The organism is Mesorhizobium sp. XAP4 (assembly GCF_029269325.1).
In the GTDB taxonomy this organism is placed as follows: Bacteria; Pseudomonadota; Alphaproteobacteria; order Rhizobiales; family Rhizobiaceae; genus Mesorhizobium; species Mesorhizobium ciceri.
Genome location: NZ_JARIXW010000002.1, coordinates 351,295 through 376,576 on the forward strand (window position 1 = coordinate 351,295; position 25,282 = coordinate 376,576).

Genomic DNA, 25,282 nt, shown 5'->3' on the forward strand with positions numbered 1-25,282 from the left:
CAGTGACATTACGCAACGACAGGAGAATCGCAAATAGAGAAATATCTTGAATGCGCTTTTATTAAAATTCGGCAGAAATCCATTTAGCAACTGGGTAGAAATCGTCATCGCTCGAACGTTCCCCGAGTGAATACCAACCTGATCAAACTGAACTGCCGCATAGAGCCCGATCAAAGGTTGAGAACCTTAGTGTTGCTCGCCGAATAAATGATTTGGTTGATCAGGGCGGCGTTACCGGCAGAGTATTCACCAGCACGATTGTACCCACTCCACCCGTGTCATCGTAGGTAGGTGCGCCCACATTGTCGTCCTGTACGACGCCTCCGGCGGTGCCCGCCACCGAGCCGTTGCGAGACAGATTGAAGTGTGTACTGGCGTTGAAGTTGCTTAAGCTGACGTCCACAATTGCATTTGGCCCGCCGGCGAAGGTGTTTTGCTGCACACCCGCACCGCCGAGCACGAGGTTCATCGTGCTTGTATCCCCGGCCGTGCCGCCATTATCGGCAAAGAATGCGGAGAACGGGAATGCGCTACCTGGCGCAGTCACACTGTTGCCGAACACTGAAGCATTCATTGTCGCGCCACCATCGTTGTTCTGCAGGTGGATACCTGTATTGCCCCAGCCGGCGATGGTGTTGTTCTGGATAAGCGTGGTCAACGAGCCGCTGGCGCCTGCGGAGCGGACGAAGATGCCATCGGAATTCGAGCCCGTTTTGGCAACCAGCGTGTTGCCGACGATTCTGCCGGTCATAGTGCCGAGGTCCTGGCCCTTGGCGACGAAGATGCCGACCGTGTCGAAGGCATTGGCGCCGCCATCGCTGTTGACGTTGTTCGAGATGTTGAAGGTCGTCGTCGCGGCGGACGTGTTGCCGGCAGAGCCGCTGCGCACCGAAATTGCCGTGCCGCCGCCCGGTATGATCGTCTGGCCATTGTGGAAAATATTGTTGGTGGCGACCACATCCATGGTCGTATTGTTGTTGGCGACCGCCTCGAAGAAGTCGGAGCGCGTGCCAGAGAACGTGTTGTTGTCGAGCGTCACATTCGCGGTTGCGTTGTTGTAGACGGTGAAGCCGACATTATCGTTGCCGAGGGTTGAACTGATCAGGCCGAACGTGTTGCCGCTCATGGTCAGCCGGTTCAGCGTGCCGCTGGTGTTCCAGACGGCGAGATTTCCGTACGCGCCGCCGCTGATGTTGGAACCAGTTATCGAGGCGCTGCCGAGCAGATTGTCAAAGCGGACAGCGCTTTCTTCAATATCGCCGGCATCGTTGGAGCCGTTGACGCCGCTGATGGTCATGCCGGTCATCGTGAAGCCGGTAACCGTCTTGCCGTAGATAGCGAAGTTGGAGAAGTCGTTGAGCTGCATGTTGGCCAGCGACACGTTCGCCGTGCTGCGCAGGAAGATACCGGTGCCGCCTGTGCCGGACGTGGTGTTGCCGGCTGCGGTGCTGCCGTTGAGGATATCGCCGCCGGTCTTATTCGAGATCGTGCCGCCGGAACCTGCACTACCCGTACCCGTCACGGTCAGTCCGCCGCCTGAGCCGGTGTTGTCGAGGACTATGCCTGCGTTGCCGCTCAATCCTGTGGACGAGATACTCTGGAAATTCAGCCCGCTGGCGCCGATCGTCGTGTTGACGACATTGAGCGCCGTGCCTGTGCCGGACGCGATCGTGTTGCCGGCGCCCTGCACCGTCACCGTCCCTCCGCCCGTGGCGCTGAAGCCGTCGCCGCTCGTTGTGTTGATCGCCAGCCCGCCATTGGTGAAATTGATGGTTGCGCCGGGATTGCTGGTCAGGATGACGGCGGCGTTGACGCCGGTCGAGAGCGTCTTGACTCCGCCGCCGAAGTTGATCGTGCCGCCAGCGTTGCTGAGCACGGCAATGCCCAGCCCGCCATCGTTGCGGGTGATCGAGCTGGCGCTGTCGAAATTGACCGAGCCGCCGGCCATGCCGCGGATGTTGGCGACATTGCCGCCAGGATTGGTGATGTCGACATTGTTCAGGTTGACGACCGCGCTGACGTCGTCATTGCCCGGCGTGCCCTGGTCGCCATCGACGACGAAGGCATTGTTCGCAGCCCCTGCGTCGGTCTGGATGGCGACATTGTTGAAGGTGTAGGTGCCGGTCGCATTGTTGGTCGAATCGCCGAGAATGACGATGCCGGCCGTGCCCGTCAGGCTGGCATTGTTGACGGTGACGCTGCCCGCCGCGCCGTCGATCACAATGCCGGTGCCGCCGGTGTCGTTGAGCCCGTTCGCCACGGCGGTGGTGAAATTCACCGAACCGCCGGCGGTGTCGGCGACGACGATCATGCGCTGGCCGGCGGTGGCTTGCGTGATCGTGCCGGCATAGGTGACGGTGGCGGTGCCGCCATTGACGTTGAACGCCGTGCCGCTGGGGCTGACGATGGAGGTACCGGTACCGAAATTGAACGTGCCGCCCGAGCCGTTGAGGATGTCGACGCTGGCATTGCCGCCATTCAGCGTCGTCGTGCCGACGAAACTGTAGATGCCGTCCGCATTGTCGAACTGCAGGCCGGTACCGTTCGTTGCCGACAGCGCGCCGGTGGCGAAGTTGAGCGTGCCGCTGTGCCCGCCCGCGACGCTGACCAGGGTCGCATTGTTCGACTGGCTGACATTGCCGGTATAGTTGAGGTTGGCGGTGCCGCCGCTGACAGCGATGGTTGCCGCGCTGCCGCCGACCAGCGAGCCGGCGCCGAGATTGATCGTCCCCGACCCGATGACGTTGGTGAGGACGACGGCGCTGTTGCCGCCGGCGCCGTTGCTGGTCGAGGAAAAATTCATGCCGGTGGCCGCGACGGTGACGCCGCTCAGGTTCATCGCCACACCGGTGCCCGTGGCGATGGAGTTGCCCACGCCGGTCACGCTGACCGCGCCGAAGCCCGTGGCATTGAAGCCGGCGCCTGCCGAGGTCACGATCGTCAGACCGCCGCCGTTGAAATTGACCGTGACCGGGGCGCTGTTGCCGGCAATGTCGACGCCAAGCCCGCCGCCGCTCATGCCGATGGCGTAGCTGGCGCCGCTGATGTTGTAGGTGCCGCCGGTGTTGGCGGTGATCGATATGCCGGTGCCCCCGCCGGTAAAGCTGTTCGAGGCGCCGGACACCGTCACCGTGCCGCCTGCATTGTTGTTCAGCGATATGCCCAGCCCGCTGGCCGTCAGATTGCCACTCAGGGCGACGAGGCCGGCGCCGGCAAGCCGGCTCTGGACATTCAGCGCCGGACTGAATGCGCCCGAATTGCTGACAGTGCCCGAATAGCTGACGGCCGCCGTGCCGCCGACGACATTGAACGACGCGCCCGTTGCGCCGGTCAGCGAACCAGTTCCAAGTCCGACGATGCCGCTGACGTTGGTCAGCCTGACATTGTTGGCGCCGCCGACCGAATTGGTCGAATCGAGCGCGATGCTGGCGGCGACGCCAGAGAGATTGATCGCCTGGCCGGTGGTCGCCCTCACCGTTTCTGCGGCAGCGGTAGCTGTGATGCCCATCGTGCCGCCGGTTCCAACAATGCCGGTGCCGCTGGCGGTGTCGATGGTCACGCCGCCGGTGAAGCTGACCGTGCCGCCGGTTTGCGAGACGCCGACGCCGGTGGTCGTGTCAATGTTGGCGAGGCCGGTGATGTTGAGCGTACCGCTCGCCACCTGAATGCCGCCGCCCGCCGTGACGGCGCTGTTCAGTGTCACCGTGTTGAAGGTGAAGACGCCGGTGTTGCCGGCGTTGATCGCCATAATGCCGGCAGTCGTCGCCGCGGCAACGCTCGTGTTGCCGGTGACGGTGAAGGTACCGGCGACGCCGTCGAAAATGATGCCGCCGCTGCTGCCGCCTGAACTGATGCTGGTCACCACCATATTGACGGTCAGCGGATCGAGATCGAACGCCGCGCCATTCCCCGTGAAGACGCCGCCGCTGCTGCTGTTCAGCGTGAAATTGGTGGTCTTGGTGTTGGCGAGGACGCCGGTGCCGCCATTGTTGAAGACGCTGAACGCGCCGAGATCGAGGGTGCCGCTGGTGTTGGTGAAGCTGAGGCCGTCGCCCTGGACGCGCCCTGGGCCTGGTGAGCCAACACCGATCGTTCCGGCGCTGACAGTGCCGCCGGCGCCGTTGGAGTCGAAGCGGACATTGTTGAAGGCGATGCCGCCGCCAGTGCCGCCGAGCACAGTGTTGTCGGCAAAGGACTGGATCTCGACCGAGTTGTCCGTCGCGCTGATGTTCTGGCCGGCAAAGGACGCGGCCAGCGCCGATCCCGTCGATTTCAGCGTATTGCCGTCGATCGAAAGCAGAAGCGTGTTGGCCGGCGCAGCTGATGTGGAGAAATCGAGCGCCCTGCCGCCGGCCGCGATGTCGTTGTTGCGGAGGAAGAAACTGGAGGCGGACGTCGCGTTGACGGCGACACCAGTGCCGGTGCCTGTGTTGCGGATGATGAGGTTCTGGAGGCCGCCGGTGACGACGCCCGAGCCTGATGTCGCCAGATCGACCACCGAGCCGGCTGTGTTGCTCTGCAGGATCGGCCGTAGCGTGTCGATGCCCGCCGGTGCCGCGATGATCGGCGAGTTTTGCACGGTGGTGAAATGGAACGCAGCCGAAGCGCCGGCGCTGGTATCGACGCCAAGCTGCGAGACATCGACGGCCGCGTCGTCGCTCTTGAAGGCGAGCAGTACCTGCCCGTCATCGAGTTGGAACGACGTACCGCCGAGGTCAATCGTCGCCTGGCTGCCGTCGACGTTCTTGTCGATGAGCACAATGACATTGGCGGTAGATGCCTGGGCGTTGGCATAGGTGCCTGGATTGAGCAGGCTGCCGTCGCCAAGGGCGGTGGCATCGGCGGTGACATAGTAGACCTTGTACGAAGACAGGTTCGACGTGTCGCCGCTGAAATTGACGTCGTTGAAATTGTAGTCGCCATTGGTCGGCAGCGTGTCGGTGGCGTGGATGACCTGGCCGTTGCCGAAGGTCTCGATCTTCGATTCGGCCGGGCTGCCGCCGTCGCCGAACACCAGCCTGGCGTTGGTGGCGCTGGAGAACTGGACGCCCTGGGCGACCTTGGTGATGGTCGACGTCTGGCCAGCCGGGCCAGGATTGTTGTTGAGGAGGTCACCGAGCTGGATCGTGCCGGTGCCGGTCGTGCCGGCCATGTCGATGCCGATCGACCCTGTGGAGTTGCCTCCATCGACATCAAAATCGTCCGCCGTGATGGTGCTCGTGCCGAGCGCCGCACCGTTGAGGTCGAGGCCGACGGCGTTGGTGGCGCTGGCCGCGATCCCGATGTTCAGGCTGTCGAAGCTCAGCGCCGAACCGAGCGTGCCGGAAATGTCGACGCCGCGCGAGGTGATGTTCTGCAGGTTGACCGCGCCGAGGTCGATGGCGCCGCCGCCGACATTGTTGAGCGACACCCCGGTCGCGGCGCCGTTGCTCGAAATCGAATCGAAGGTGATGCCGCCTGCGCCGACCGTCGCGCTGTCGAGATCGAGCGCGGTGCCCGTGCCGGTGGTGATGGTGTTGCCGGCGCCGCTGACGCTGACCGTGCCGGCGGCGAAGGTGCTGGCGGTGAAGCCGGCGCCGCTCGAGGTGGTGATGACGAGGCCGCCATTGGTGAAGGCCAGTGTGCCCGTGCCCTGGGTCGGACCGATGCTGGGGAGCTTGACGATGGCGCCGTTGGTGCCGCTGCTGGTGTTGAAGATCTTCGAGGTGCCGGAGAAGGTGGCCGTTCCCTCGGACGATCCGTCGAACAAGACGCCGACGGCGCTGCCGGTATGATTGATCGTGCTCGAAATATTGTACACGCCCTCGGCATTGCCGCTGAAGGTGAAGACCGCTGTCCCCGGCAGCGCTACTGCCGAGGTCGAAACGACCGAACCGCTCATGTTGAGCTCGCTCCAGTCGCCGCCGCCGACTTGCAAGACGCTGCCCGCGCCGACGTTGATCGAGCCGGTGTAGTTCAGTGTGGCGTGGACAAGATCATTGCCGCCGGCGAGCGTGATCGCTGAACCAGTGGTGCTTGTCGTCGCGCCGATGCTGGCGCTGCCGCCATTCCCGCCAACGTTGACGGTCCCGCTCGAGGTCGTCAATGCGATACCGATCTCGGCGCCATCGATGTTCAGGGTGGATCCGGCGACATTGGCGATGTTTATGGTGCCGACCAGCGGCCCACCAATATCGAACCCTCTGTAGCTGACGTCGAGATCGGTCTTGCCGGTGAAATTGACCACGCCGGCGCCGCTCAGGCCGATCAATGAAGCGCCGATGTAGCCGGTATCCCTCAGGCCGCCAATGTTGACGTCGCCGCCGAGATTGATACCTCCAAGCAGCACACCAGCGCCGGCACTCGTGGACACGGCCGAGACGCTGTCGAAGGCAACGCCGCCGGCGCCGACATTGGCGCCGAACAAGATAAGACCGTCGGCGCCGGAATTGATCTCGTTGCCCGTGCCGGTGACCGTAACGGCGCCGGTGGTAAAATCTCCGAAGGCGATGAAGCCGGTGCCGGTCGTCGTCGTTATGTCGAGACCGCCATTGGTGAAATTGATCGCGGAATTGGTGTTGGGGGCCGGTGTGCCTGCGGGGAAATTGCCAACGAGACCCAGGCTGACGGCGTCCGTCGCGCCCGAGCTGATCACCTTGCTGGTGCCCGAGAAGGTGATCGCGGCCGAGTCGTTGCCGGCAATGACGATATTGCCGCCAGCGGCCGCATTGGTATCAGTCAGGTTGCCCGACAGCGTCACCGAGCCGCCAGTCATGCTCTGGATCGAAACAGCCGCGCCGGTGCCGTTGCTGTTGATGGTGCCGGCATAGGAGATGATCGCGCTGCCGCCGCTCCCGGCAGTCGTCGAGCCGACATTGAAAGCCGTGTTCGCGCCGGTGTTGGTCAGCGTGCCGTCGCCAATGGTCACCGTGCCGGTCAGGTTCTGCAGGTTGATGCCGCCGCCGGTCAGCGTGCCCGCCGGACCGCTGTTGGGCAAGCTGCCACGCGTGACCGTGATGTCGCCGCTGCCGCCATTGGCGTCGAGCAGCGTGCCGGCGACGTTGACGTTGTTGTTGGTGATCGACAAATTGGTGTCGAGGCCGACGACCTTGAACGCTGTCTGGCCCACGGCGACATTGCTGACCGTGACGCCTTCGATGAAGATGCCGCCGGTATTGACGAAGCCAGCCGCGCTCCCGTCGACGACGAAGACCGAGCCGCTGCCGCCGCTGAAGTCGAAAGCGGTGTCGCGCACCTGGTTGCTGCCGAGCAGATGCAGGGTATCGCTGCCCGTGCTCTTGACCACGCCCTCATCGCCGGTGACGTTGCCGCCAGTAGCGCCGAGATTGCCCTGGACATTGACCGGCTGGACGGTACCGGAGGTGAGGATGGAGGCGCCGTTGCCGAAGCCGATGATCGACTGGCCGGAATCGAGCGTGAACGGGGTGCCGCTGAGATCGACGGTGCCGACAAAGGCGAAGTTCAGCGTGCCGGTCATGGCATCGGCCTCGGCGACCGTGTAGGTGGTCACGTCGGCGCTGAGCCCGTCCGTGTTGGCGTGGACGATGCCACCGCCCTGGGAAATCATGATGGTCCCACCGACCGCGCTGGCCAGATGGGCGGCGCCGGTGAAGTTGACGTCGTCGAAATCATAATTGCCGAGCGTCGGATCGAGCCCGATCGTGTTGACGGTGTAGCCGCCGGCGGCGGCGCTGATGGAGGACTGCAGCCCATCGGCGGACGTGCCGTCGCCGAAGGTGAAGTTGGCGTTGGCCGAGGTCGCGGTGGCGCCGCTCGACGACAATTCGACGCCGACGCCGACATTGGAAATGCTGGAGCCGCGCAGGAAGGTGATGGTCTTGTTGCCGGTCGTCGACGACAGGTCGATGCCGCGCGAGGTCAGGCTGCCGGTGCCGGTGATCGTGGTCAGGCCGAAATCGGCCCTTGTCGAGGAACCGCTCGAGGAACCGCTGAAGTCGATGCCGGTCTGGTTGGCGCCAACCTCGTCGATCGTGGTCGTGCCGAAGCTGATATGTTCGTTGATGTCGAGGAACTCGATGCCGGCGGTGCTTGCCGCTCCCAGCGTAACCTGGGTTGTGCCGAAGGTGACCGTGCCATTGTCGGCAATGAAGATGCCGGTGCCGCCAGGCGTCGTCACGGTGACCTCGCCAAAGCTCGCCGATGCCGTGCTGGCGACATTGGTGACGGACAGGCCGGTGCCCGTGGCATTGGTGATCGACAGCGGCGCGGTCACGTTCAACGTCGCGGTGCCGCCGAGGCTGCTGACAAGCGCCCCGCCGCCACCCGTCGCCGACAAGGTCGGGCCAGTGAAGCTGATGGCGCCGCCGGCCGGGGTCAGCGTCGATCCGACATCGAACAGATCGCCGGTGCCGGTCGAGGTGATGGTGCCGCTGAAGGTCACCGAGCCGCCGGTGGTGCCGTCGACCTTGACCGCCGCGCCTGGCGCGGTTGCCGAACTGGAGACGTTGGCCGCTACGCCGACTGTCGCGCTACCGCCGGAAACGACGACACCGTCGCCAGCGCCCGAATTGGTGATGGTGCCGCCGAGGATCGTGATCGAGCCCGTATTGTTGGTCAGGCTGACATCGGTGCCCGCGACATTGGTCGTCACCAGATTGGTGATGGTGAAGGTCGATGACGAAGCGTTGATTGCAAGGCCGTTGATGCCGGCAGCGGTGCCGCCGACAGTGACATTGCCACCCAGGAACTGGCCGCCCGAGACGGCATTGAAGTTGAGCGCCGTGGCCGTCGCAACGCCTGTCGTGATGCTGTCGAACGCCATGCCGCCGGTGCCGATGGTGATGCCGTCGAGATTGATCGCCCGGCCGGTGCCGGTGGTGATCTGCTCCGTGCCCGCGGCCGCGACTGTGATCGTGCCGCCCCCGGTGGCATCGAAGCCGGTACCGGTCGTCGTGGTCAGGTCCAGCCCACCGGTGAATTTCACCGTGCCGCCGGTGTTGGCGGACAGGTCGATCGCGTTGGCCGAGCCCGTGCTGGCGGTGATCTTGCCGCCGAAGGTGGCGGTGCCGCCGGTCTGGCCGATGATCCTGACCGCGTTGGCCGCATTGGCCTGGTCGATCGTGCCGTTGTAGGTGACGTTGGGCACCGCACCGTTGATGTTGAAGGCTACATCGTCCGTGTTGGTGATGGAACTCGCGGCCGCGAAAGTCAGCGTGCCGCTCGAGCCGCTCCAGATGGCCACGCCCCTGCCGCCGCCACTGATGTCGAGATCGTCGAAGGTGGCGATGCCGTCGAAATTGTTGGCGAACAGCCCGACGTTGGCGGCACTGGTAATCTTGGTGTTGCCGGTGAAATCGACGGTCGCGCTCGAATCGACAAGCACGATGCCGGTTTGAGATGCGGTCTGGACGGTCAGGTCGTCGACCGAGACCGTGCCGGTCACACCATTGAGGTAGAGGCCGGACCCGACATTGCTGGCCGTCACGCCCTGGACGGTCAGGCCGTTGATGCCCAAGCCGTAGATCGCCGAGCCGGAACCCCCGGAAATGTTGAAATCGAGCAGCGTGTTGCCGTTGCCCAACGTCACGACATTACCGCCGCCGGAACTGGTCAGCGTCGCCGCACCCGCTGAATCCGATATGGATTCGTCATGATGGACGTTGGTGCCGGTGACATTCAACGGCACCCCGCCGAGCGAGAACGCGCGGTCATTGCCGAACGAGGCCAGTTCCTGTCCGTCGCTCAGCGAGAAGCCGGTGGCGTCGTCGATTGTCCCGCGGTTGACCAGGACAATGATGGCGTCGCTGGCGGTAATGCTGTCGGCATATTCGATCGAGGCGAGGTCGGTGATCGACGTGCCGCCGCCCGAAGCCCCGGCCGCAACGAAGATGTAATTGCGCAGATCGTAAAGTTGCGGGCCGGAAAACGCGGTCGTGCCGAAAGCGTAGTGGCCGCTGCCCTCATTGAGCCCGCGCGCATCGAGCGAGGCGGTGATGCCGGAGATGGAGCTGGAATTGCCGCCGAAGGTAAATTCGGCGTTGGCCGTGGCGCCCGGCGTGCCGGCAATGCCCAGCCGTACGCCGGTATCGACATTGGTGATGACGCCGCCATCGGTGATGATGATCACCGCGCCGCCAACGCTCGGCGACGTCAGATCGATGCCGATCGAGCCGGCAGCACCGGTGCCGGTGATGCTGAGCGACTGCGCGGTGAAATTGGTCTTGGATCCGGAGAAGTCGAGGCCGGTGCCGACACCCAGTCCGGAGATGACGATGTTGCCGGCGACCACCGCCGCATTGACGCCGGCAAACGAGATGCCGTCGGCGCCGGGGTTGGTGATGCTGATGTCGCCGAAGCGGATCGTCGCCGGCGAATCCGAAATGGCGATCGCCGGTCCGGTCGTGTTGGAGATCGTCGCCGCACCGTTGACGGTGAAGCTGCCCGCGACATTCTCCAGCACGACACCCGACGTGCCGCCGCTCTGGCTGATCGAGTCCAGCACCACATGGGCGGTGATCGGATCGATGAAGACGGCGGTGCCGCCATTGCCTGACACGGTGCCGCCGGTGGTGGTGAACGTGCCTCCGGTCGACGTGCCCTGCACGGTGATGCCGCGGTCGGTATTGTCCTGCGCATTGACGGTGGCGAAGGTGTAGGTGCCCTTGCCGGTGATATCGAGACCGTCGTCGAGATTGCCCTGCAGCAGCGTCGTGCCGGTGAAATTGTAGGTGCCGTCGCCGTCGATGTGCAGGCCGTCGAGGCCGTTGCCGGTGGCGGTGAAATTGGCGCCGGTGATGCCGGTCGAACTGCCCGTGAAGTCGGCGCCGTTGCCGCCCACACCGGTGACCGTCACATTGGTCAGCGTCGCGCCGGTGATGTTGTTGCCGAAGATGCCGTCGCCGCCGCCGGTGATGGTGATGCCGCTGAGCGTGTTGCCGTTGCCGAGCGTAAAGACGGGGTTGGCGACGTTGGTGCCCTGGATCGTGCCGTCGCTGCCGCCCAGGTTGAAGGTGCTGGTGCCGCCGCCGAAAAGCCTTGCGGTGACGCTTTCGCCGCCGCCGATGACGGTCTGTCCATTGGCAAGCGTCACCCCGCCAGTCGTCAGATTGCCGTTGCCGCCAAGCGCCACGACAAAACCGTTCGCACCCGACTTGGTCACGGCGTCGTCCAGCGTCGTCGGGTCGGCCAGCGTGCCGGCGCCGGCGAGGCCGCCATCGGCGTAGTAGAACTTGCCGAAGGCGGCATTGGTGGCGGCGTTGATGGCGACACGCGTCGTCGTGCCGCCGGTCAGCGTCTGCGACTGGACGCGGACGCCGATATCGCCACGCACGCGCTCGTTGACGCGCTTGCGCAGGCCTTCGCTGACCGGATAGACCGGCTCCGGCCCGCTATCGGCCCCATTGGCGGCGTGGTCCGAACCGCTGCCGGGATTGAACGGGATGTTCAGCCGCACACTGCCGGCGAACTGGGTGTCGTCGCGATTGTCGTTGCGGACCTCGCCGGCGAAGACCAGTTCCGTGTTGCTGCCGAAGACATCGCCGATCGTATACTCGAACCCGGCCTTGGCGCCGGTGACGCTGCCGTCGTCGCCATGCGGATCCTCGAAATGATAGCCGCCAATGTCGAGCCGCAGCGAATGCTTGTCGGGCAGGTTGACCGGCACCTGCGCGCCGATCTCGCCCTCGATGCCCCATGCTGCGTAATCGCGGTGGTCGAGGACCGAGATCTGCTCGATCAGCTGGTTGCTGACCATCGACAGGGTCGAACTGGTCGAGTGATCCGTCGAATCACCCTTGATCGGCAGATAGACGTTCACATGCGCATCGAAATGAGGCGTGATCGCTTCGGCGCCCAGCGTGGCGGCGGTGAACTGGGTGGAGTTGTAGTTCTCGAGATTGAGATAGGCGTAGCCGCCGATCATCAGGTCCGGGTTGACGATGCGGCGAATGCCGAGGCCGACATCCTGGCCGGAACCATCCTTGAAATCGTGCTTGGCCCGGACATCCAGGAACAGCACGGATTCGGCCGTCTGCTTGAGCGGGATGAAACCTTCGAGCGCGCCGTTGCCGCCATTGTTGTCGGCGCCGATGATGGCGCGGATCTGCGGCTGCCATAGCCCGTTGGGATCGCCATAGGCGGCCATGCCTGAAAGGCCGAGCGCCAGCGTCGTCAGTGCCGTCGTCTTCCAGAGATGCCTGGCGATTCGCGAACGGCGATAGCCGGCGTGCACGCGGAAATCCTCCCCACGCGCCGCCATCTCACCAACTTGCCGAGGCGTCTCGGTAGTTCCCATCCCTGGCGAGTCCTTCGGGGACTGCACGCACCCCGTGTAAAATCTTACTCGAATTCTATTGTATAGCGAGTCTCCGGCGCTTCGATTTCTGAGGGCCTCCTGCAATATTGTTCGTTGTATCCGAAAAGCCACAGTAATTTCGCCGGCTTGCTTGCCTCCTGCTCGGCTTTCGGAACAGTCGCGGGTGTTGTATCAAGCCATGCTCGGGAGAATACCGGGCGCGGCGAGGAAACATGCAAGGCATCCGGCAAAACAACATGACATTTACTTTAGCTAGATCTAATTTACTCGGCATGGCCGCGGGACTGGCCGCCCTGTGGCTTGCTCTGGCCACCGGCCCAGCCCTCGCCGAAGATGCCAAGGCGGCCCAGCCAAAGCCGGCTGAAAGCAATGCAAAACCGGCCGATGCCAATCCGTGGGCGGTGAACTGCTCCAGCGGTTCGGCGACCACCGAGCTTCAGTGCCAGCTTTCGCAGAACCTGACCGAGGCCAAGACCGGGCAGCGCGTGCTGACCGTGACCGTGCGCCGCGACAACGGCAATGGCAGCCTCGCCATGCTGCTTGCCCTGCCGCACGGCCTGTTCCTGCCGTCCGGCGCCTCCTTCCAGATCGATCAGGGCCAGAAGACGACGATTGCCATCCAGACCAGCGACCAGAACGGCGCCTATGCCGCCACGCCGCTGTCGGCGGATCTCATCAAGGCCATGAAGTCGGGGACCAATCTGAACATCGGCATGGAATCGGTCACCCGCAAGCCGGTCACCATCCCGGTGTCGCTGGCTGGCTTCACCGCCGCCGTCGCCAAGCTGGAATCGATCAAGTAGCTGTTGTCAGCGGCTTGATTGTACGCACCCGGAATGCTCCGTTGCCGCTTCGGACAGTGGAGAAACCCATGACAGGCTTTGTCGACCGCCAGCGCGCGGCGCAACTGATGGACCGCGCCGGCATCGAGGCGCTGGTGCTGTGCGCGCCCGAGGCCTTCCACTATGCGACCGGAGCCTCGATCGGCCCGGCGGGACTGTTCCGGCGCGCCGGCGCCGGCTTTGTCGTCATCCCGGCTGGCCGAGACCTGCCGATCGGCGTCGTGGTGGCGGACTTCAATGCGGGACAATTGCAGCGGGTTCTGCCGGACGCTGTTATCCGCAGCCACTCGATCTGGATCGAAGCCGCCACGCTGGACGCCTCGACGTCAGGGCAAGGGTTGCCGCAACGCATCGAGGCCGGCCTTGCCGGCCGGGCGCCGGGTTTTTCTCGGCCCGCGACATTCGAACTCGCCCGTGCCGTCGACGAGCTGAAGCAAATCCTGACCGGGTTTGGGCTCGGGCGCGCAAGGGTCGGCGTCGACCTCGATTTTGTTCCCGCCGCCGATTTCTCGGTCATGCAGGCGCTGCTGCCGGCCTGCACGATGGTCGACGGCTCGGCCGTGCTCGACAGGTTGCGGGCCGTCAAGTCGCCGCGCGAGATCGACCTGCTGCAGCAAGGCATCATCCTGTCGGAAGCGGGGCTGGAGCGGCTGCAGGTCGATGCGATGGCCGGCATGCGCCAGGCCGATCTCATTGCCCTCTACCGGCAAGGTGTCGCCACGGCCGCGGCCGGACTGTCCCATCCGGTCCAAACTGCCGAATATGTGACGCTGGGCGCTCGGGCCAAAGATGCCGATGCGAAAGCGATGCCTGGCGATCCGCTGAAGTGCGACATGGTCTGCACGGTCGGCGGCTACGCCTCCGACATGTCGCGCAACTTCACCTTCGGGCCGCCATCCGCCGAGCAGGCCGAACTGCACGCCATTGCCGAGCGGGCCTTTGACGACGGGCTGGCGTCCCTTGTTGCGGGAACCACGCTCGCCCACGTGCATCGCGTCGCCACCGACAGCCTGGCGCGGAAAGGGCTGCGCACCTACCGCCGCGGCCATTTCGGCCATGGCGTCGGCCAGTCGGTGTTTTCCGAACAATGGCCGTTCATCGCCGCCGACAGCGATGTCGTGATCGAAGCCGGCATGGTGCTGGCCTTCGAGATCCCGCTCTACATAGACGGCCTCGCCAGCTTCAATCTCGAGGACCAGTTCCTGATCACGCCGGACGGGCCCAAGCCGATGAACAGGCTGCCGCGACGGCTGGAGAGGATTGGATAGCGAGGCGGGTCACTGCAGGGACAGCGCTCTACGCCCCCCTTGCCCTACCGGGCATCTCCCCCTCAAGGGGGGAGATTGGCAGCTTCGCCGTCTCGCCCACCTTACCGTGTAGATGATTTGGCGAAGGCTGTTGAGCGCGTAATCTCCCCCCTTGAGGGGGAGATGTCCGGCAGGACAGAGGGGGCGCCACGGAACTCGGCGGTGGGCTGCCAAGCACCTAACCACTCACCGCCGGCCTTCTCCCCCTCCACGGCATCTCTTGCTCCAGCTGCGCCGACGCGGCCAGCACCGTTGCCTCGTCGCCGTAGCGGCCGACCAGCTGCACGCCGATCGGGACGCCGTCTTTCGACCAGCCGAGCGGCAGCGAGATCGCCGGCTGGCCTGAGATGTTGAAGGGGAAGGCAAACACCGAGTCCGCCCATTTGGCGTTGTAGCGGTCGATATCGGTTTCCGACATGTCGTAATAGCCGAGCGGGCGCGGCAGCTGCGTCAGCGTCGGGGTGATGAAGAGGTCGTAGGCGCCAAGGTCGCCGACGATGTCGCGGCCGACCTGCCTGAGCTGCTCGACGTCGGAGATGTGCCTGGTGCCGCTGGTCGCACGGCCGCGCTCGATGATCGCGAAGGTCACCGCCTCGACATCACCCGGTGTCACCGGCCGCCCCATCACCGTTTCAAGGTAGTCGAAGGTCGGCGCCGTCTGCACGCAGGTCATGTTGGTGTAGGTCTTCCACACAGCATTGGCGTCGAGCGGCATGTCATGCTCCTCGACATGGTGGCCGAGCCGCTCGAGTACCGCCACGGTCTCCAGCACCGCCGCCTTCACCTCCGGATCGGTCGCAGTGCCGTTGGGCGGCGTGACGGAAAAGCCGATGCGCAGCTTCGTTGGCGCCCGCGCCGACAGGCTGAGCCAGGTGCCATCAGGAACCGGCGGCGTGTAGGGCTCGCCCGGCAGCGCGCCGGCGACCGCGTCGAGATAGGCCGCCGTGTCACGCACCGTGCGCGAGCAGCAAAGAAAATAGGCGCCGCCATACCAATAGTCGCCGAACGGCGCGAGGCTGACGCGGCCGCGCGACGGCTTCAGGCCGACGATGCCGCAGCAGGAGGCCGGGATGCGGATCGAGCCGGCGCCATCGCTGGCTTCGGCGATCGGCACCATGCGCGAAGCAATCGCCGCGGCCGCTCCGCCGCTGGAGCCGCCGGGCGTGATGCCTTCCTTCCACGGGTTCTTCGTCGCGCCGTAGAGCTTTGGCTCGGTGGTGATCGACCAGCCATTTTCTGGGGCGTTCGACTTGCCGACCAGCACCAGCCCGGCCGCCTTCATGCGGCGAACCACTTCGGTGTCGAAATCGGCGACGACATCTTTCAGGTAGAATGAGGAGTTGGTGTTCGGCGCCCCGGTCCAGGACGATGCCAGCTCCTTGAGCAGGAATGGCACGCCGGCGAAGGGCGCTGATGTGTCGACCGTCTGCGCCTGGGCGCGCGCCATGTCGTAGAGGCGATGAATGACCGCATTGAGCGTCGGGTTGAGCCGATCGACCAGCGTGATCGCCGCTTCCACCAGCTCCGCCGGGGTAACGTCGCCGCGCTTCACCAGCGCCGCAAGGTCCAGCGCGTCGGACTCGGCATAGGTTTTCAGCAGACTGTCGGTGACGGCGGCCATATCTCTCTCCTTCGGCGGATAGCTTGTGTTGATGCTGCTCCTGCGGAGAACTGTATTGGGCATCGGCCCCCTCACCCAGCCTCCGCTTCGCTCGGCTGACCTCTCCCCGAGGGGAGAGGAGACTTACAGCGCCAGCGCCACCCTCTTCTCCCCAACGGGGAGAAGGTGGCCGCGAAGCGGCCGGATGAGGGGGCTGGCGCGACTTCAGGCCAGGTCGATGGTGCGCCCCAGTGCGATGCTCTGCTCGGCGGCCAGCACGATGCGCAGACTGTTGACCGCCGCATCCATCTGCTCGGTGAGGTCGAGATCCTCGCGGATGGCGCGCAGGAAGAAGGCCTGCTCGCGATCGCACAGTTCCTGGTGGCCGGGTTCGTCCTCCATGCTGACGATCTCGTCGGGTTTGGAGAAATTCTTGTCGCCGTCGACAGCGGCATAATGGATCTTCAGCGCATCGGTCTTGGTGTGGCGGTCGATGTCGGCGGAATTCGAAACCTCTGCCAGCTCGGCAACACTGCTTGCCTGCTGGCCGGCGACGATCGACACCGCGCCCTTGGGGCCGACGACGTCCTTCACGAAATAGGCCGTCTCGCTCATCATCGGGCCCCAGCCCGCCTCGTACCAGCCGACCGAACCGTCATCGAAGGTGACGTGCAGATGGCCGTAATTCTGCTTGTCGGCTTCCGCCCAGAGCTTGGCGCCGATGCCGTGCACGCGCACCGGCTTGGCGCCGGTCAGCTGGCACATGACGTCGACATAGTGGACGCCGCAATCGACGATCGGGATCAGCGAATCGATCAGGTTCTTGTGCCAGTGCCAGGCGCTGCCGCTGCTCTGCTGGTTGAGGTTGAGCCGCATCACCAGCGGCTTGCCGAGCGTCTTGCCGACCTCGATGAACTTGATCCACGACGGATGCACGCGCAGAATATAGCCGAGCACCAGCTTGCGGTTCTTGGCCCGCGCCGCCGCGACCACCTTCTCGGCATCCTCGTTGTTGGTGGCGAGCGGCTTTTCCATGAACACATGGCAGTTGGCGGCGATTGCCTTCAGCGCGTATTCAGCGTGGGTGTTCGGCCAGCTGTTGATCGAGACGGCGTCCGGTTTTGTTTCCTTCAGCGCCTGGTCGAAATCCTCGTAGAGTGGGTAGCCGGCTAATTCTTCCGGAATCTTCGTGTTGCTCTTGATCGACCGGCTCATGATGCCGACAATCTCGAAACCGTCGAGCCGGTGATAGGCGCTCGCATGCGACGCACCCATATTGCCGAGACCCACCACCAGCACTTTCACCTTGTCGGACACCGAATATCTCCCAGGTTTTGATTGAATTGTGCGCGGCGATCGGTTGCCGCTCGTATGTCTATTCGAGACAATCACCTCAGGTCAGCGCCGCCGCTCATTGCCCGGCCCTTTCCTCTCCCCCGTCGATCGGGGGAGAGGTGTCGAGCGAAGCTCGACGGAGTGGGGGTCGACCCTCGCCGCGCGCCTGAGGTCTCTTGCTCGTCAGATTGTGCCTGTCTTGCGGCGACTGCGCGTTTGACGAACGCCTTCCCCCACTCCGTCGCCGCTTCGCAGCGCCACCTCTCCCCCCTCCGGAGGGAGAGGAAAGGAGCCAAGGCAGGGTAATGGAGGGCGGCGCCGACATGACCCGTTGCGCAGCCCTATTTCACCGCCGAATCGAACAGATGCGCCTTGATCTTCTCGACATCGAGCGCGGCAAAACCTTCCGACAGCTTGACGCCGTCGGCATCGGCCTTGACCTTGGCCTTGTCGAAATCATTGGCCGGGCCGATCAGATCGTTGGTGCAGACATCCTCGGCCTTCACCGGGGCGGTGATCTGGCCGATCTTGTGGATTTCGTCGAAGAAGCCCTGCCAGCTCGCCATGTCGTGCGAGCCCCAGCCGCCGCGCTTGTCCATGTCGCCGCGGAAAACGTTGATCTGCTGCAGGATCGAGGTGGTGCCGAGCTCCGGCCCGAGATTCTTGGCCAGCGTCGGGAACTGCTCGAACACCGCTTCGACCGCCGCGCGTGGATTCTGGTAGCCGAATTCGAGGCCCATCGCCCAGCCGCGCAGGTACTTTTCCAAAAACGCCTTGCGGTCGGGATCCTCAAGATCGGCGGCACGCACGACGAAGGTGTTGGCCGGCAGCTTCGAATTCTGCACGCCGAGCCAGTATTCGAAGTCGAGCCCCTTGGCGATCCATTCGGCGCGCAGCCCTTCCCACGACAGGGCGGCGTCGCCCTGGCCGCCGGCCAGCGCCGTTCCCCAGGTCGGCCAGCCGGCCTCGACATATTTCACCTTCTTGATGTCGACGCCCTGCGCGGCCAGCAGCGGGTCGGTGATCGACTGCCAGGCGGCGGAGCCGAGCAGGATGGTCTTGCCTTCCAGCTTCTTCAGGTCGTTCGATCCCTCGCCCTTGCGGAAGGCGATGCTGAACGTGTCGCGCGCGCCCATATGGAACACCGACTTCAGCTTCATGCCGTTCTGGATGGCGAAGGAGAACACGCCGGGCGACGGGAAGCCCATATCGGCCTGGCCGACATCGACGAACTTCACCGTCGCGGTGCCGTCCGATGGTCCCGGCTGCATGTCGGTGTCCAACCCGTCGAAATAGCCGGCCTTCTTGGCCGCCCAGTAGGGATAATCGTCGAGCACTTCGAGCGTGCCGCGCGGCGAGATCCAGGTGAATTTTCCGTAGGGTTCGGCCCTGGCCTTCAGGCCGGTGGCGCCAAGCGCCGTCGCCGTCACCAGCCCGGCGCCGGTGACCTGCAGGAAGTAGCGGCGGCTGATCCCCGCCGGGTTGATCGAGTTCTCTTTGGTCATGGCATTCCCCTTTTTTGTTTGATGTCAGTCTCTTGCCGCCCGCCTCCCGGGCGCCGTCATATCCCTGTGTTCAAGCCTCCCAGCTCGCCCATTTCTTGCCGATCAGGAAAAACAGCACGTAGATCAGGATGCCGAGCGTCGACAGGATCAGCACCACTGCGAAGAACTGCGGCATCTGGATCATCGACGAATAGGTGGTCAGCCGGTTGCCGAGGCCGAAACCGCCGCCGACCATTTCCGCGCCGACCGCGGTCAGCAGGCCGAAAATGGCGCCGATCATCAGCCCGACCAGGATCATCGGCAGCGCCATCGGCGCGCGGATTTTCCAGAAGATCTGCAGGGTGCTGGCGCCATAGGAACGCGCCAGCGCGATCTTGGCGCTGTCGACGCGGCGAAAGCCTGTCGCCGCATTGATCATTACCATCGGCCCGGCGGCCAGCGCCACCGCGATGATGCGCGGCGTGTAGCCGAAGCCGAAGCGCAGGATCAGAAGCGGCACCAGCGCCAGCATCGGCGTGGTGACCAGAAGCAGGATGTAAGGCGCGACGATCTTCTCTGCGAACGGGAATTGGGTGATGACGGCGGCCAGCACCAGGCCGATGATGGCGCCGATGGTGAAGCCGGACACCAGCTCGACCAGCGTGTAGCCGAGATGCGGCGCGATCAGCGGAAACTCGTCGAACAGCGCATAGGCGATCGAGCTCGGCGGCGGCATGATATAGAGCGGCACGTGGAACAGCCGCAGCGCCAGTTCGATGCCGCCGATGATGATCACCGCCACGGCAAGAATGGCCGCCACCTCCTTGCCCGACTTGATGCCGGGGCCGCTGGCGAAGGCGGAAAGGTTGGTCAGGCTGACCTCATGGCCGTCGCCCGCCTTGGCGCCCGACTTGGACTTTGAGAATTCCGGAATGGCATCGCCCCCGCTCACGGCCTGATCCTCACGATTTCGGCGCTCGGGCGCTCCGGCGCTTTTGGCCGCGTGCGTTCGCCGACAATGTCCATCTTGATCCGGTTGGTGAGGTCGAAGACCTCCTTCGTCGCCATGATCTCCAGCGAACGCGGCCGTGGGAACGGCACGCGGTATTCCTTGGCGACGCGGCCAGGCCGGGCGCTCAGCACCACCACCCGGTCCGAGAGAAAAATCGCTTCCTCAATCGAGTGGGTGATGAAGACGATGGTTGTCTTGGTGTCGAGCCAGATCTCCTCGACCAGCCGGTTCATCTCCTCGCGGGTGAAACTGTCGAGCGCGCCGAACGGCTCGTCCATCAAAAGCACCGAGGGCTTTAGCGCCAGCGCCCGCACGATCGCCGCGCGCTGCTGCATGCCGCCCGACAGCTCGCGCGGAAACTTGCCGCCGAAGCCATCGAGCCCGACCCGGTTGAGTAGATGCGCGATCCACGCCCGGTCCGGCTTCTCGCCCTTGATCTCGAAGGGGAAGCGGATGTTGGCGTCGAGGTTGCGCCACGGCAGGAGGTTCGCCTCCTGGAAGACGATGCCGATATCGGGATGCGGACCGGTGATGGCCTTGCCGTCGAGCCGGATCTCGCCGCTGGTCAGGCTGTGCAGGCCCGACATCGACCACAAAAGCGTGGTCTTGCCGCAGCCGGAAGGGCCGACGATCGAGACGATTTCATTGACGCTGACATCGAGGCTGCAGCGGTCCAGCGCCAGCAGGTCGCCGGAGGCCGTGTGATAGATCTTGGTGGCTGCCTGCACGCCAAGCTTCGGCTTTTTTGCATCGCCCGTGTTCATCTGCCCCCCGGGAAGATTGCGCGATGATCCATTGGCTCATCCCCAGCGAAAATCAGTCTGTAACTATCCTACTTTCCTGTCAAGCACCGACGATAGCGGCCGTATCACGAAAATCGATTAGTATACCTATCGTCTTGTTTTACCGTCGGTTTTACGGCCTTGAAATGCATGTTGCTTTCCTACATACTTCGGAACTGACACGGACCGGAGAGGAACGGAGGAAGGTGAGCTTTCCCCAACGACACGCTGCGGTTGCGATCCGGTCGGGCACGTGGAGCCAGGGCGTGCAAACATGCTAAGACGACAGCCTCGCAACCCAGGGAAAGACCAGGACCCCATGACCGACGCTGGCAGCCAGGACGAGCCTGTTCCAGGCCCCGATACCGAGGGGCGCGATCCTGTCCGGCGCATCCCCGACATCATCTCGCTGGTCAAGGATTCCTACAGCGAATTGCGCCCGGCCGAACGGCGTGTCGCCGATGTCGTTCTCGACGACGTCAAATATGCCGTCGACGCCTCCAACGCCGCCCTTGCCCAGCGCGCCGGGGTCAGCGAACCGACGGTGACCCGGTTCTGCCGCGCCATCGGCTGCGAGGGCGTGCGCGATTTCAAGCTGAAGCTGGCGCAGAGCCTCGTCGTCGGCGCGCTCTACCTGGCCAAGTCGCCTTCCGTCAGCAATGACAATGGCATGCCGTTCTGGAATGCCGTGTTCGGCGAGGCGCGCCGGGCGCTGCAGGAGGCCGAGCGGCAGCTCGACCCTGCGCAGCTGCAGAAAGCCGCCGAGCTGATCGCCAAGGCGCGCCAGGTCACGGTCTTCGGCCTCGGCGGCAGCTCCTCGGCGCTGGCGCAGGAAACCCAATACCGGCTGTTCCGCTACGGCATCACGGTCAGCGCCCAGTGCGATCCCTATCTGATGCGCATGACCGCCTCGACGCTCAAGCCCGGCGATCTGGTGATCGCCATTTCGGCGACGGGACGCACCCGCGAGGTGATCGAGGCCGTCGAGCTCGCCAAGCATTACCGCGCCAATGCGATCGCCGTGACCGCGCCCGACACCGAGCTCGCCCGCACCTGCGACGTCAGGTTGACGGTGGCGGTCCCGGAATATCCCGACACGCTGAAGCCGACGGCCTCGCGCTTCGCCTTCCTGGCGGCGATCGACCTGCTGGCGGTGGCCTCCGCCTACAAGCTCGACGGCTCGGCCCGCGAGACGGTGCGCCGCATCAAATACAACGCCCAGATCCACCGCACCGGCAAGGAGATGGAGCCGCTCGGAGACTAGCTCCCTTCTCCCCGTTGACGGGGAGAAGGTGCCGGCAGGCGGATGAGGGGCAGCGCCGAGTTCGACAGTTGCCATTCCAACACAGATTAGACGCACGCAGGAAGAGGAAAGAAATGCTCGAAATAGCACCATCGAAACAGGCAGCCGCATGGCTCGAATCCCTGGCGCAGGTGCTCGCAGCCGGCGACGCTGCGGCGGCGAGCAACCTGTTCGTCGACGATTGCTACTGGCGCGATCTCCTGACCTTCACCTGGAACATCACGACCATGGAAGGCCGCGCGGCGATCGCCGACATGCTGGCGACGACGCTGGCGACGGCCAAGCCGAGCGCGTGGCGGCTGACCGGCGAGGCGACCTCGGACGACGGCACCATCGAGGCCTGGTTCAGCTTCGAAACCGTGGTGGCCAGGGGGGAGGGCATCATGCGGCTGCGCGACGGCCGCTGCCGGACATTGTTCACGGCCATGGCCGACCTCAAGGGCTTCGAGGAGCGCAAGGGCGCGGCGCGGCCGCTCGGCGTGCGCCACAAGGCCGATCCCCAGCGCGTGACCTGGTCGGAGGCGCGGGCGCGCGAGACACGCGAACTCGGCACTGATGAACAGCCCTACTGCCTGGTCATCGGCGGCGGCCAGGGCGGCATCATGCTGGGGGCGCGACTGCGCCAGCTCGGCGTGCCGGCCATCGTCATCGAGAAGAATGCCAGGCCGGGTGACTCCTGGCGCAACCGCTACCGCACGCTCGTGCTGCACGATCCGGTCTGGTACGACCATCTGCCCTACATTCCCTTCCCCGAAAACTGGCCGGTGTTCACGCCCAAGGACAAGATGGGCGACTGGCTGGAAATGTATACGCGCGTCATGGAGCTCAACTACTGGGTCGCCACCAAATGCCTCAGCGCCAGCTATGACGAGGCCGAAAAAGTCTGGACCGTGGTCGTCGACCGCGTCGGCCGGCAGATCACGCTGAAGCCCAAGCACATCGTCTTCGCCACCGGCGCCTACGGCCCGCCACGGCGGATCGATCTGCCGGGTGCCGGCCGGTTCAAGGGCGAGTTGCTGCACTCCAGCCAGTATGCCAGCGGCGACAAATTCCGCGGCAGGAAAGTCGCCGTCATTGGCGCTGCAAGCTCCGGCCACGATGTCTGCGTCGACCTCTGGGAGAGCGGCGCCGAGGTCACCATGATCCAGCGTTCGCCGACGACAGTGGTCAAGTCGGACACGCTGATGGAAGTGGGCTTCGAGATCTTCTCGGAAGACGCACTGGCGCGCGGCATCACCACCGAGAAGGCCGACATGATCGTCGCCTCGACGCCGTTCGCGCTGGTGCCCAAGGGCCAGCGGGCGCTTTACGAGGTGATCAAGGCGCGCGACGCGGCCTTCTACGACCGCCTGCGCGCCGCCGGCTTCGCCATCGATTTCGGCGACGACGAGACCGGCCTTCTGATGAAGGCCTACCGCACCGGCTCCGGCTACTACATCGATGTCGGCGCCTCCGACCTGATCATCGACGGCAAGATCGGCATCCGCAGCGGCGTCGCCATCAAGTCGCTGACCCCGAGCGGCATCCTGTTCGAGGACGGAACCGAACTGGCCGCCGACGCCATCATCGCCTGCACCGGCTATCAGTCGATGAACGAGAATGTCGCCGCGATCGTCTCGCGCGAAGTCGCCGACAAGGTCGGCCCGTGCTGGGGTCTTGGCTCGGGCGTCAAGGGCGACCCCGGCCCCTGGCAAGGCGAGCTGCGCAATATGTGGAAGCCGACCGCCCAGGAAGCGCTCTGGTTCCACGGCGGCAATCTGGCGCTGTCGCGCTTCTATTCGAAATATGTGGCGCTGCAGATCAAGGCGCGGATGGAAGGCATTGAGACGCCGGTTTACGGGGCGGTGAGCAACGCCGGGTAAAGTCGACCCCCACTCCGTCGAGCTTCGCTCGCCACCTCTCCCCCGATCGACGGGGTAGAGGAAGGGCGCCACACAGATCGGCGAGGGAGAGGAAAGGCGCGAGTTCACCGCCCTTGGCTCCCTTCCTCTCCCTCCGGAGGGGGGAGAGGTGGCGCCGCGAAGCGGCGACGGAGTGGGGGAAGCCATTCGCCAAGCGCACAGTCCCAAGACAGGCACAAGCTGGCGAGATCAGCTAGTCGTGCCGATGCCCAAAGTGCCTCGCCGCAACCTCGACATGGGTATGCGCGGCATGCGCCACAAACCGCTCAGTCTCGCTGACATCGTTGACCGCTTCGTTCGGCCACCAGGTGCCGCCGATAACGATGCCTTCGCACACCAGCCTCTGGTCGGCGACCAATGACGCGCCGACCGCGTCGACGAAGGTGAAGCGGCCCGGGCGCTGACGGAGCACGGCGACGTCGCCGACCGTGCCGACGGCCAGTGTGCCCAGGTCAGGCCGCGCGATCGCCTGCGCCGGCGCTTGCGTGGCGGCGCGCAGGACCTCGACCAGCGGCATGCCGAGCGCCAGGAGCTTCGACATGCAGACGAGGATGTCGAAGGCGGGACCGTCGACGCAGTAGAGATGCACGTCGCTCGAGATCACGTCGGGCGCCAGCCCTTCTTCGAGCATGGCGCGGGCGACGGCGAAATCGAACGAGCCCATGCCGTGGCCGATGTCGAAGATGACGCCGCGCTCGCGCGCCAGCCGCATGTCGGGCCGCACCGCGCCGGAAGCGAACACCGGCGCATTCGGGAAAGGCCGGAAGCAATGGGTGAGAATGTCGCCCTTGCGCAGGCGCGGCAGCACTTCCGAGCGGCCGGGCGGCGGTTCGTCGATATGCGCCATCAGCGGCAGGCCGGCCTGGTCGGCGGCCTCCAGCGCCAGATCCACCGGCGCGATGCCGCTGGTGCCGCCGGCATGCTTGCCCGAGCGAACCTTTACGCCGACCACGACATCGCGGTGCTCGCGCACCGCAGCCACAACCTCGCGCGGTTCGCAGAGCCTGAGATCGCTGCACTCGCCGACCGACACCGTCTGCGAGAAGCCGAAAATGCCGGCAAAGGAAATATTGACATAGGCCAGGATGCGAACCTTCGAGCGCTCCATGACATGGCGGCGGAAGCCGAGGAAATTGCCGGCGCCCGCACTGCCGGCATCGATGAAGGTGGTGGTGCCGCTCTTGGCGGCCAGCCGGTCGGCATCGACGCCAAGCGACGTGCCGCCCCAATAGACGTGGCTGTGCAGGTCGACCAGGCCCGGCGTGACGATGCAGCCGGCGGCATCGACGATCTGCGCGGCGCTGTCCGCCGGGATATCGGCGTCGACCGCGGCAACGCGGCCATTGGCGATGGCGACATCGCGCAGCGCGTCGAGGCCAGCGGCCGGATCGATCAGCCGTCCGCCCTTCAGCAGGAGGTCGAATTGCATGGGATAACCTCCG

General features: G+C 64.7%; 11 protein-coding genes. 4 read left to right on the forward strand and 7 right to left on the reverse strand.

The features are described 5' to 3' along the window. Positions 1-220: 220 nt before the first annotated feature. Entirely contained in the window at positions 221-12,217 is an 11,997-nt protein-coding gene (locus P3C39_RS10655) for a hypothetical protein (protein ID WP_275953394.1), read from the reverse strand. Positions 12,218-12,546: 329 nt separating this feature from the next. On the opposite strand from P3C39_RS10655, the gene P3C39_RS10660 reads away from it, so the two are divergent. Both P3C39_RS10660 and P3C39_RS10665 read left to right on the forward strand, forming a co-directional pair. After that, entirely contained in the window at positions 12,547-13,077 is a 531-nt protein-coding gene (locus tag P3C39_RS10660; RefSeq protein ID WP_275953393.1) for an invasion associated locus B family protein, read from the forward strand. Between the two features lie 68 nt (positions 13,078-13,145). Then, positions 13,146-14,384: a Xaa-Pro peptidase family protein gene (locus P3C39_RS10665; RefSeq protein WP_275953392.1), complete on the forward strand. Its 1,239-nt coding sequence runs from the start codon at positions 13,146-13,148 to the stop codon at positions 14,382-14,384. A 217-nt stretch (positions 14,385-14,601) separates the two neighbouring features. Here the strand turns inward: P3C39_RS10665 and P3C39_RS10670 are convergent, their stop codons facing one another. The 5 genes from P3C39_RS10670 to P3C39_RS10690 form a co-directional block, all read right to left on the reverse strand. After that, positions 14,602-16,044 (reverse strand): amidase, encoded by a 1,443-nt coding sequence (locus P3C39_RS10670; protein WP_275953391.1) that lies wholly within the window; start codon positions 16,042-16,044, stop codon positions 14,602-14,604. A 204-nt stretch (positions 16,045-16,248) separates the two neighbouring features. Further along, positions 16,249-17,340, reverse strand: coding sequence for a Gfo/Idh/MocA family oxidoreductase (locus P3C39_RS10675; protein WP_063173405.1), 1,092 nt, complete (start codon positions 17,338-17,340; stop codon positions 16,249-16,251). A gap of 359 nt (positions 17,341-17,699) precedes the next feature. Further along, positions 17,700-18,863, reverse strand: coding sequence for an ABC transporter substrate-binding protein (locus P3C39_RS10680; protein WP_013528758.1), 1,164 nt, complete (start codon positions 18,861-18,863; stop codon positions 17,700-17,702). 70 nt (positions 18,864-18,933) lie between these two features. After that, entirely contained in the window at positions 18,934-19,794 is an 861-nt protein-coding gene (locus P3C39_RS10685; protein ID WP_013528757.1) for an ABC transporter permease, read from the reverse strand. After that, entirely contained in the window at positions 19,791-20,618 is an 828-nt protein-coding gene (locus P3C39_RS10690) for an ABC transporter ATP-binding protein (protein WP_024504068.1), read from the reverse strand. The genes P3C39_RS10685 and P3C39_RS10690 overlap by 4 nt, the downstream gene beginning before the upstream one ends. A gap of 337 nt (positions 20,619-20,955) precedes the next feature. Here P3C39_RS10690 and P3C39_RS10695 point away from each other — a divergent pair, with 337 nt between their 5' ends. Further along, positions 20,956-21,900, forward strand: coding sequence for a MurR/RpiR family transcriptional regulator (locus tag P3C39_RS10695; RefSeq protein ID WP_024504069.1), 945 nt, complete (start codon positions 20,956-20,958; stop codon positions 21,898-21,900). Between the two features lie 113 nt (positions 21,901-22,013). Beyond that, the gene (locus P3C39_RS10700; RefSeq protein ID WP_275953390.1) at positions 22,014-23,801 is read left to right on the forward strand and encodes an NAD(P)/FAD-dependent oxidoreductase; all 1,788 of its coding nucleotides are present in this window, start codon (positions 22,014-22,016) and stop codon (positions 23,799-23,801) included. 232 nt (positions 23,802-24,033) lie between these two features. Here P3C39_RS10700 and P3C39_RS10705 read toward each other — a convergent pair whose 3' ends face one another. Next, complete coding sequence (locus P3C39_RS10705) at positions 24,034-25,269, reverse strand: amidohydrolase/deacetylase family metallohydrolase (RefSeq protein WP_275953389.1); 1,236 nt, start codon at positions 25,267-25,269, stop codon at positions 24,034-24,036. Positions 25,270-25,282: the final 13 nt, after the last annotated feature.